At 51.4% G+C, this 6,475-nt stretch carries 8 protein-coding genes; 2 read left to right on the top strand and 6 right to left on the bottom strand.

The window, feature by feature from the left end; translation table 11 throughout:
- Positions 1 to 264: 264 nt before the first annotated feature.
- Positions 265 to 639, bottom strand: coding sequence for a PilZ domain-containing protein (locus Q0294_RS13695; protein ID WP_299466327.1), 375 nt, complete (start codon positions 637 to 639; stop codon positions 265 to 267).
- A gap of 411 nt (positions 640 to 1,050) precedes the next feature.
- Here Q0294_RS13695 and Q0294_RS13690 point away from each other — a divergent pair, with 411 nt between their 5' ends.
- Positions 1,051 to 1,347 (top strand): hypothetical protein, encoded by a 297-nt coding sequence (locus Q0294_RS13690; RefSeq protein WP_299466324.1) that lies wholly within the window; start codon positions 1,051 to 1,053, stop codon positions 1,345 to 1,347.
- 329 nt (positions 1,348 to 1,676) lie between these two features.
- Here Q0294_RS13690 and Q0294_RS13685 read toward each other — a convergent pair whose 3' ends face one another.
- From Q0294_RS13685 to Q0294_RS13670, 4 genes are all read right to left on the bottom strand, one after another.
- The gene (locus Q0294_RS13685) at positions 1,677 to 2,090 is read right to left on the bottom strand and encodes a hypothetical protein (protein WP_299466321.1); all 414 of its coding nucleotides are present in this window, start codon (positions 2,088 to 2,090) and stop codon (positions 1,677 to 1,679) included.
- 86 nt (positions 2,091 to 2,176) lie between these two features.
- Positions 2,177 to 2,545 carry a hypothetical protein gene (locus Q0294_RS13680; RefSeq protein WP_299466317.1) on the bottom strand — a complete coding sequence of 123 codons (369 nt, stop codon included), beginning with the start codon at positions 2,543 to 2,545 and terminating at the stop codon, positions 2,177 to 2,179.
- A gap of 59 nt (positions 2,546 to 2,604) precedes the next feature.
- Entirely contained in the window at positions 2,605 to 3,093 is a 489-nt protein-coding gene (locus tag Q0294_RS13675; protein ID WP_299466314.1) for a GNAT family N-acetyltransferase, read from the bottom strand.
- A 348-nt stretch (positions 3,094 to 3,441) separates the two neighbouring features.
- Complete coding sequence (locus Q0294_RS13670) at positions 3,442 to 3,876, bottom strand: VOC family protein (RefSeq protein WP_299466311.1); 435 nt, start codon at positions 3,874 to 3,876, stop codon at positions 3,442 to 3,444.
- Between the two features lie 408 nt (positions 3,877 to 4,284).
- Here Q0294_RS13670 and Q0294_RS13665 point away from each other — a divergent pair, with 408 nt between their 5' ends.
- The gene (locus Q0294_RS13665) at positions 4,285 to 4,743 is read left to right on the top strand and encodes a hypothetical protein (protein ID WP_299466308.1); all 459 of its coding nucleotides are present in this window, start codon (positions 4,285 to 4,287) and stop codon (positions 4,741 to 4,743) included.
- Between the two features lie 22 nt (positions 4,744 to 4,765).
- Here Q0294_RS13665 and Q0294_RS13660 read toward each other — a convergent pair whose 3' ends face one another.
- Entirely contained in the window at positions 4,766 to 6,316 is a 1,551-nt protein-coding gene (locus Q0294_RS13660) for an arylsulfatase (RefSeq protein ID WP_299466305.1), read from the bottom strand.
- Positions 6,317 to 6,475: the final 159 nt, after the last annotated feature.

Genomic DNA, 6,475 nt, shown 5'->3' with positions numbered 1-6,475 from the left:
TTAAGCGCCCCCTCGATGACGTAAAACGTATCCTGAATCTGGCTATGGTAATGCCAGGGCACACTTTACGTGGGTGAAATCTGCAACTCAATTATACGGAAGCCGGGTCGCTGGGCGTGATACTGCGTACGCTCGACGTCATACAAGTGACTCGCATCCTTTAACGGCTTGGGTTCTAGATCCATCCTGAGATCCTTCCAGCAAAGGGAAATCGGAAAGCATAAAGGAGCCCCCCGATTGGGCATCCGGCTCATTTCGGCCCCGTTACATAATGGCTCTGCCCACAAACTGCACACCGAATTCCCACAAGTCATTATGGACCTGGCGTCGACGGACGATCTTGCTTTCCATGTAGATGCAATGATTCTTGTCCTGGCCCAGAGCCAGGATGATTTTATCTGATCGCAGGTTTTGTGAATGGAGAAAACTGACGCCGCTTCTCGATAAATTTCTGGACGTGACGACAATCATCCCCGGGTCATCATTGTCGTCTCCATTCTGCCCTGACCCTGGCAGGTAGATCCCAATCAGCTGACGATATTCCATTCGTTCATCGGAGCGTTTCTGAGAGCAGTGCCCTTCCAGCCGGGCACTCCACTTATCAAGAATCTCCAGCGTTTCTTGAACGACCTTATGCATTCGTAGAATCCTTGCATTATCAACTCAATCCAGTAGCGCATGACCTTCACTCCCCGCAGGCCCGTGGGGAGGGATAAGCCTTACGAGAAAGTTACACCATGTACAGCGCCCGTCAACTAGATTTCGCAAAGAGAATCCAAGCAGGCACCGCACGGCCTGCAGCAGGAACCGGCTAAACAGATCGCGACAATCGGACCGGTGATGAGGGTTAAGCAGCCCTTCAGCGAGAACCGTGATCATCGCCTCGTACGGGAGATTTGGTTCCGGACTCCTTTATTTCCCCCACCTTCGATAATTTTTGCTTGATCATTTCTCCCTTATCAAATAGAACTACACCATCTATGCCGTGAGTGGGTTTTACCGAAATAATTTAGTCTAATTCAACTTAGCTGTTGATGGGGATCACCTGCCGTGTCCGAACCAGTTCACCTGTCAGAAACCGAGAAGGCGCGTCTACAGCGGATTCTAACCATTGAAGACTTGGAATCACAAAAGCGAATTGCGTATCCGTTTTGGGCACTCGCAGGCATCACATTTTTGACATCTCAGCTTGCACTTTTCTGGAATCCGCTCGTATGCATCGCATTCCTGCCGATTGCATTTGCGACGCTCATGATCGGTATGGCCCGATTCGGCTACTATCGACTATACCGGCTGATTCATCATCTAAACGCGGTGATTGATGAATCAGGGCATAAATCGAGTTAAGACAGCCAGGCAAACGCTGAACCCAAGTTGCCGAACAGGGGTTTTGAAAATAAATAGGTGTCGGAGAATAAAGAGAAGTTGGACACATTTTTCTCATCCGGTCAAATCGGTCGAAGCGATTTACCCCGCAGGGGTGCCGGATTACGCGGCTGCGAAAGCCAAGGATCGCTCGGTTGTGATCAGAGTCGGCCAACCGGTCGAAGAACGCACGACGCGGCGGGTCAAGCTGGGGCTCGATTGAAATCGACTTCGACTGGTGGCGTCATCTCATTCACTGTTGGCAAGCCAACGGTACCACCCGATATTTCATCAATACCAGAGCCATTCAGTTACATATCATGTTCCCCGCCGTCGGCGTCATAGGCTTCGCGCTCAAAAGGATTGTCGCGATAGAACCGCCGACCGACCAGCCACATGTAGATGGATGAAAGAAAATAGGCGGGCAGGAAAAATGGTCCCCAGCGCTCATACTGCAGGACATGCACGGTTTCATGATCGCGTGAAATGTCCAGAGACGCGTCTGTCTGGCCGAGGATGGTATGGCCCAGTGTCAGTGCGAGGGTGAATTGACCGTGGGGGAGTCGCTGCACGAACCACTTTGTACCGCCGTCATAAAACTCGACAGCCCGACCGCGAATGCGTGCCCGACCGCCAAAGCACAGGCCCACGCCGCCGATTACCAGACCAAGCAGCGTATTCGGCGAGGTCCAGAGTACGCGAATCAGAAAAGAAATACGCCCCATCATTTTCTGCTCACATCAAAACCAGACAAGGGACATACTTCATATTTCACCACCATTTACATTCGTTCGGCCTTCATGGTACCCACTCAACCAATTACTAAACTTGGGCTCGAATTACGTGGTGCCGTCATCACGAGAAGCTGATAACAATAGATTAAATGCGCGAGCCATGATGCCTTGATTTCTGGATAGAACTCGATTGAATCGAGATTGTCCTGAAGCAGTCTGATTTCATTCGACAAATCGGCCATCATATCCCAACCGATGAAATAGATGGGGTCTAACTCGCCCAATTCCGAGAGTTGTTTTATGCCTATCCTTTCCCAATCTGGAAGTGACCAAAAACGTTTACTTGTTTGTTGTGTTCCAAATAAGAAGTAAGGAGCCTGTATCTCAATATAGGTTATTGCCTCTACCATTGCTTCCTGATACCCGATGGTAATTTGACGACTCATATAATTCCTTTTCAAAATTCATTCCCCAAGGGATAAAAAAGCAGTCAGACTCAATAACGTCAATCCAGGAATTTTTGCAGATAGGTTACGTCCAGCATTCTACCAAATTTGTTCCCGACTTCCTTGAAAGTTCCCACCACTTCGAATCCGAAACTTTGATTCAAATGCAGGCTGGCCTGACTTCCTTCTGCCACGCCGGCGATCAGCGTGTGAAATTTTAGACGGCGGGCTTCTTCTATAATCGCCTGCTTCAGCTGCCGTCCAATCCCTTTGCCACGCTGGTCCTCTTTGACGTAAAACGACGTTTCCGCTGTCTCATCGTAAGCCCGCCGGGGACGCCAGCGGGAAAGACAGGCCCAGCCCACCACACGTCCTTCACACTCCGCCACGAGAATCGGAAAACGTGCGTCATGACTCTCGAACCATTCAAGTCGCTCCTCGCGCGTCTTCGGCTCCAGATCAAAGGTCGCCGTCGTGGTTAGAATCGCTTCGTTGTAAATCTCGGTAATCGCATCGAGATCAGATAATTCCGCCGGCCGGATCTTCATCGTAACAATGCCTTTTGAGAACAGGAATCATTTCTAACAGTACTGGCAGGTCGTTCGCCGCTGCGGATCACTTATAATATTGTCACTACAACACTGAAAACAGTTCGGAACGCGAGCAAATTCACCAGACGAGACGAAGCAATTATTTTCGTAGGGGCAGTGCCTGTGTGCCTGCCCGCCTTGAGACATTAAATCTTGAATCACTCCTGCAATGGAACCAGAGAAATACTTCGCACGTCCAATTGCATAGAACGTCGATATCACGGGTAGCCACATAGGGCTACCCCTACTTTTCCAGGGCATATTTCATTCACTGTTGATAATTCAGCAATACTACCCATTAGTGAATCACGTCGCAAACAATTGTGCCTCGATATCACGAAACGCTTTGAATTCCAGAGCATTGCCGCTGGGATCGAGAAAAAACATCGTGGCCTGCTCACCAGGTTGACCCTCAAAACGCAGGTAAGGTTCGATCACGAACTCGATTTTATTCTCACGCAACCGATCTGCCAGATCCTGCCAGCGATCCATCGTTAAGACGACGCCAAAATGCGGGACGGGAACGCCGTGACCATCGACGGGGTTGGCGTGCGATGCAACGGTTCCTTCCGGCCCTATCGTCGGATTCAAATGGCACACAACCTGATGTCCGAAGAAATTGAAGTCCACCCAGGTCTCTGAGCTGCGACCTTCACTGCAGCCGAGCAGGCCGCCGTAGAACGCTCTGGCTTCGGCAATGTCACGCACCTGAAACGCGAGGTGAAAGGGATCGAGTTGCATAGGATGCCTCTGCTGTTTGAAAGGGAGAAGGTATTTAAGACTGCCACTGCAATTTAGCACCCCCATGCTGTACCGACAAGGAGTAAGGAATCGTAAAGCAGTGTCCGAAGAAGTCTCTCGACAATGTTCTCTGAGAAATTTTCTCGCTGTTTGGATTTCATTCAGATATCATAAGGTTCTGGTAAATAAAATCTCATCGCGTAAATTCAAAACGTAACATCAATGCAGAACAGTCAGACATTTTTGCAATGGGCGTGAAATAACAAACCCTGGCTTTATCCTACTCTTCTGTTTTATGTTTATGGGAATGATAGCAAGCTTCTGTTAGATCGCACGCAAGATTAACAAATAAATGCTGAACAGAGCGGAGCTCCATAAGCATTAGCTCATTCTACCGGAGAGAAAATCATGTCCATCCATAGCAAACACGATGCACTGCGGCATTTCATTGCGACGCTGGCGTATCGCGGGACGAACGTTCTGCAGGAGATGCCGGCCGAGATCGCCACATTCCGACCCGCTGAGGTGGTCCGCACGCCGGTCGAAATTCTTAACCATATTAACGGTGTGCTGACGTATGCGGTTTCGTTTTTTGTGCCGCTCGAATCCACCCGACCGGAACCTGCCGACTGGGAAATAGAGGTGGATCGCTTTTACAGGGTCCTTACCAAACTGGATCAACTGCTGGCTGATGACGCTCCGCTGAATGAAGTCAGCGAGGAGCAGTTACTCCAGGGGCCGCTGGCCGACGCCATGCTGCACCTGGGGCAAATCGGAATTTTCCGCCGGATGGGAGGCTCCCCCGTGGCTGCCGAGAACTATGTGCTGGCTGACATTCAGACAGGAATATTGCGCAGGCCCATTTGACGGATTTTTCCTGGCAAGGTCGTCATCGATCAGTGTTGCTGCTCCCCTCCTTCACATATTGTTTCAGCAAAGCGTGCATCTGTTTAATCTGCTGCGGATGTTTTTCGGAAACGTCGGTGGTCTCTTCGAGGTCTTTACTCAGATCATACAGCGTGAACGTGACCGGGATACTGTCATCCAGAACCTCGGCGGTGGTTTTCGGGCCGCGGACTGTGAGTTTAAACGGGCCCTGCCGGATCGCGAAGGTGCCGTTGTGGTGATTATGCACGATGGCTTTGTGGAAGGAGACGGGCCGTGCTTCTCCCGAGAACGCTTTGAAGAAACTCTGGCCGTCTTCCGCGGTGTTGTGGTCGAGCTTCACGTTTAACATCTCTGCCAGCGTGGGAAGCACATCGTTGAACACAATCGTGGTGGAACACTCTTCGCCCGGTTTGATGGTCGCCGGCCAGCGAACGAAGAACGGCACGCGGTGGCCGCCCTCTTCGAGGCCCCCCTTCCAGCCGGTACAGGGGCCGTTGCTGTCGTGGCCGTAAATCTGTGTATCGCCGCGGACCCAACGTTGTCGATAGCCGTTCGTCCGATCGACGGGGCCGTTGTCGCTGGTGAAGAACACCAGCGTATTCTCTGCGATGCCAAGTTCGTCGAGTTTGCGCAACAGCCTGCCAACGTGGTGATCGAGTTCGACGACGAAATCGCCAAACGTGCCGGCGCGGCTTTTGCTGACGAATGGTTTGTTGGGCACAATCGGATTGTGCGGTGTGGTCATCGCGTAATACAGAAAGAACGGCTGATCGGGATGGTTGCGAGTCGCAGTTTCTACGAATTCACAGGCCTTGTTCGAAAGCGTCGGCACCAGACGGTCCATCGTATAACCTTCAGCGACGATGTTGTCGTCCCGGCCAAACCATTCGCCCTGCTTTTTCTTTGCCTGTTCAGAGGAGAGCGTGGGAATCACCGTCACCCGATTGTTCTCGATGAAGGCGGCGGGATTCATCTCCGCAGAACCGGCGGTGCCGAAAGAGTAGGCGAACCCATAATCCTGCGGCCCCTTCAACGCGGGCGAAGCGAAGTCGATATTCTGGAAGTTCTGGTAATTGGGATCAACGCGAATCTGTTCCCGCTCGCTCTCGTCATGCAGCTTCCAGTCGAGCCCCTGATGCCATTTGCCAACCAGCGCGGTCCGATAGCCGGCGTCTTTAAGCAGGTCTGCGATCGTCTTTCGTCCCGGCTCGATCAGTGTGCCAGCGAAGTTCGCGAGGTTGCCCCCTGATCCCAATCGGGTCCGCCACATATAACGACCGGTAAGCAAACCGTAACGGGAGGGCACACAGTAAGAACCCGCAGCATGCGCGTCGGTGAAGACCAGACTCTGTTTGGCCAGCTGATCCAGATTCGGCGTCGGGATACGGCTCTGTTTGTTAATCGCAGTCACATCGCCGTACCCCATGTCATCGGCGAGAATGATCACCACGTTGGGTCGGTTCGGTTTATCAGCCGCTGCGGATAAACTTGCTGGTCCGGCAAACAACAACAGAATCAGGCAGCAGCTCGAGATGACTAAAGGAGTTCGCATAATAATTTTCTCAGTAGGTCTTCTCTAACGGGGAGCGGGATGCGTTTATAAGTTCTATTTATAAACTACCCGATGAGGAGACCGATTGGAACAGATCGATCTATCAAGACTAACGAAGCAGGAATCCAAAGTATTGTGTTGGATACAAAAAGAAGTCAG

Source organism: uncultured Gimesia sp., assembly GCF_937919775.1.
GTDB lineage: Bacteria > Planctomycetota > Planctomycetia > Planctomycetales > Planctomycetaceae > Gimesia.
This window is presented reverse-complemented; position numbering and strand designations above follow the sequence as displayed.

Excerpts from the sequence above, each read along its gene's own strand:
- Q0294_RS13680 (WP_299466317.1), bottom strand. The coding sequence starts at position 2,545 with ATGAGTCGTCAAATTACCATCGGGTATCAGGAAGCAATGGTAGAGGCA.
- Q0294_RS13685 (WP_299466321.1), bottom strand. The coding sequence starts at position 2,090 with ATGGGGCGTATTTCTTTTCTGATTCGCGTACTCTGGACCTCGCCGAAT.
- Q0294_RS13695 (WP_299466327.1), bottom strand. The coding sequence starts at position 639 with ATGCATAAGGTCGTTCAAGAAACGCTGGAGATTCTTGATAAGTGGAGT.
- Q0294_RS13665 (WP_299466308.1), top strand. The coding sequence starts at position 4,285 with ATGTCCATCCATAGCAAACACGATGCACTGCGGCATTTCATTGCGACG.
- Q0294_RS13670 (WP_299466311.1), bottom strand. The coding sequence starts at position 3,876 with ATGCAACTCGATCCCTTTCACCTCGCGTTTCAGGTGCGTGACATTGCC.
- Q0294_RS13660 (WP_299466305.1), bottom strand. The coding sequence starts at position 6,316 with ATGCGAACTCCTTTAGTCATCTCGAGCTGCTGCCTGATTCTGTTGTTG.
- Q0294_RS13675 (WP_299466314.1), bottom strand. The coding sequence starts at position 3,093 with ATGAAGATCCGGCCGGCGGAATTATCTGATCTCGATGCGATTACCGAG.